Source organism: Halalkalibacter urbisdiaboli (assembly GCF_002156385.1).
Classification (GTDB): Bacteria; Bacillota; Bacilli; order Bacillales; family Bacillaceae_D; genus Halalkalibacter_A; species Halalkalibacter_A urbisdiaboli.
In genome coordinates this window covers 1-1,659 of record NZ_MVJM01000006.1, presented here as the reverse complement: position 1 = coordinate 1,659, position 1,659 = coordinate 1, and the positions used below count along the sequence as shown (strand labels likewise).

The 1,659-nt window shown below is 49.4% G+C and carries 9 tRNA genes and 1 rRNA gene; all 10 read left to right on the top strand.

The window, feature by feature from the left end:
* The first annotated feature begins 560 nt into the window (after positions 1-560).
* Positions 561-676 (top strand): 5S ribosomal RNA (gene rrf / locus B1R93_RS21185).
* 8 nt (positions 677-684) lie between these two features.
* Positions 685-760 (top strand) — tRNA-Val (locus B1R93_RS21180).
* 4 nt (positions 761-764) lie between these two features.
* Positions 765-837: transfer RNA gene (locus B1R93_RS21175), tRNA-Thr, on the top strand.
* Positions 838-864: 27 nt separating this feature from the next.
* A tRNA-Lys gene (locus B1R93_RS21170) sits at positions 865-940 on the top strand.
* Between the two features lie 9 nt (positions 941-949).
* Positions 950-1,031 (top strand) — tRNA-Leu (locus B1R93_RS21165).
* A 6-nt stretch (positions 1,032-1,037) separates the two neighbouring features.
* A tRNA-Gly gene (locus B1R93_RS21160) sits at positions 1,038-1,112 on the top strand.
* A 29-nt stretch (positions 1,113-1,141) separates the two neighbouring features.
* Positions 1,142-1,230: transfer RNA gene (locus B1R93_RS21155), tRNA-Leu, on the top strand.
* Between the two features lie 7 nt (positions 1,231-1,237).
* Positions 1,238-1,314, top strand: a tRNA-Arg gene (locus B1R93_RS21150).
* Between the two features lie 15 nt (positions 1,315-1,329).
* Positions 1,330-1,406, top strand: a tRNA-Pro gene (locus B1R93_RS21145).
* A gap of 6 nt (positions 1,407-1,412) precedes the next feature.
* Positions 1,413-1,488 (top strand) — tRNA-Ala (locus tag B1R93_RS21140).
* Positions 1,489-1,659: the final 171 nt, after the last annotated feature.

Here is a 1,659-nt window from a genome sequence, read left to right as displayed (position 1 = left end):
TGTTCGCCCATTAAAGCGGTACGCGAGCTGGGTTCAGAACGTCGTGAGACAGTTCGGTCCCTATCCGTCGCGGGCGTAGGAAATTTGAGAGGAGCTGTCCTTAGTACGAGAGGACCGGGATGGACACACCGCTGGTGTACCAGTTGTTCCGCCAGGAGCATCGCTGGGTAGCTACGTGTGGACGGGATAAGTGCTGAAAGCATCTAAGCATGAAGCCCCCCTCAAGATGAGATTTCCCATGGAGTTAATCCAGTAAGACCCCTCAGAGATGATGAGGTTGATAGGTCTGGTGTGGAAGCGTGGCGACACGTGGAGCTGACAGATACTAATCGGTCGAGGACTTATCCAATAACATTCTTGACAGATGTCACACTTAGATTGTGACTTGTTTACACATTATCTAGTTTTGAGAGAATCATCTCAACAATATTAGTTTGACAAAGAGAACCAAGAAGTTCGAGGAAGCAAGTGACTGAGGAATGGAGCGTACACCCGTACGTGACATGACCGAAGATCACGCAGCTGACGAAGAAATTCGCCGGTTATCTGAAGTCAAAAAGTTTGGTGGCGATAGCGAAGAGGTCACACCCGTTCCCATGCCGAACACGGTCGTTAAGCTCTTCAGCGCCGATGGTAGTTGGGGGATTCCCCCTGTGAGAGTAGGACGTTGCCAGGCCTAAATATGGAGGATTAGCTCAGCTGGGAGAGCACCTGCCTTACAAGCAGGGGGTCGGCGGTTCGATCCCGTCATCCTCCACCATTATGCCGGTCTAGCTCAATTGGTAGAGCAACTGACTTGTAATCAGTAGGTTGGGGGTTCAAGTCCTCTGGCCGGCACTGTTTTAATAAAAAATTATTTATTAAGAGCCATTAGCTCAGTTGGTAGAGCATCTGACTTTTAATCAGAGGGTCGAAGGTTCGAGTCCTTCATGGCTCACCATTATATTTTGCGGGTGTGGCGGAATTGGCAGACGCGCTAGACTTAGGATCTAGTGTCTTATGACGTGGGGGTTCGACTCCCTTCACCCGCATGATATGCGGAAGTAGTTCAGTGGTAGAACACCACCTTGCCAAGGTGGGGGTCGCGGGTTCGAATCCCGTCTTCCGCTCCAAGTTATATCTTTAGTCCTTTTTACCCCGTGCCGGGGTGGTGGAATTGGCAGACACACAGGACTTAAAATCCTGCGGTAGGTGACTACCGTGCCGGTTCAAGTCCGGCCCTCGGCACCATAAGAATGCGCCCGTAGCTCAATTGGATAGAGCGTTTGACTACGGATCAAAAGGTTAGGGGTTCGACTCCTCTCGGGCGCGCCATATTTTCTCTTTAAACGGGAAGTGGCTCAGCTTGGTAGAGCACCTGGTTTGGGACCAGGGGGTCGCAGGTTCAAATCCTGTCTTCCCGACCATTATTTGGGGCCTTAGCTCAGCTGGGAGAGCGCCTGCCTTGCACGCAGGAGGTCAGCGGTTCGATCCCGCTAGGCTCCACCAAATAAAATATTGACAAGATGAACTAAACTTGTTATATTAGAAAAGTCGCTTTTAGAGAAGCGATTAAGTTCTTTGAAAACTGAACAAAAGCCAAGCGAAAAAGAGATTGTTTTATTTCGATAAAATCAAATCTCGTCAATTTATTATTTATTCGAGCTAATCAGCTCACCA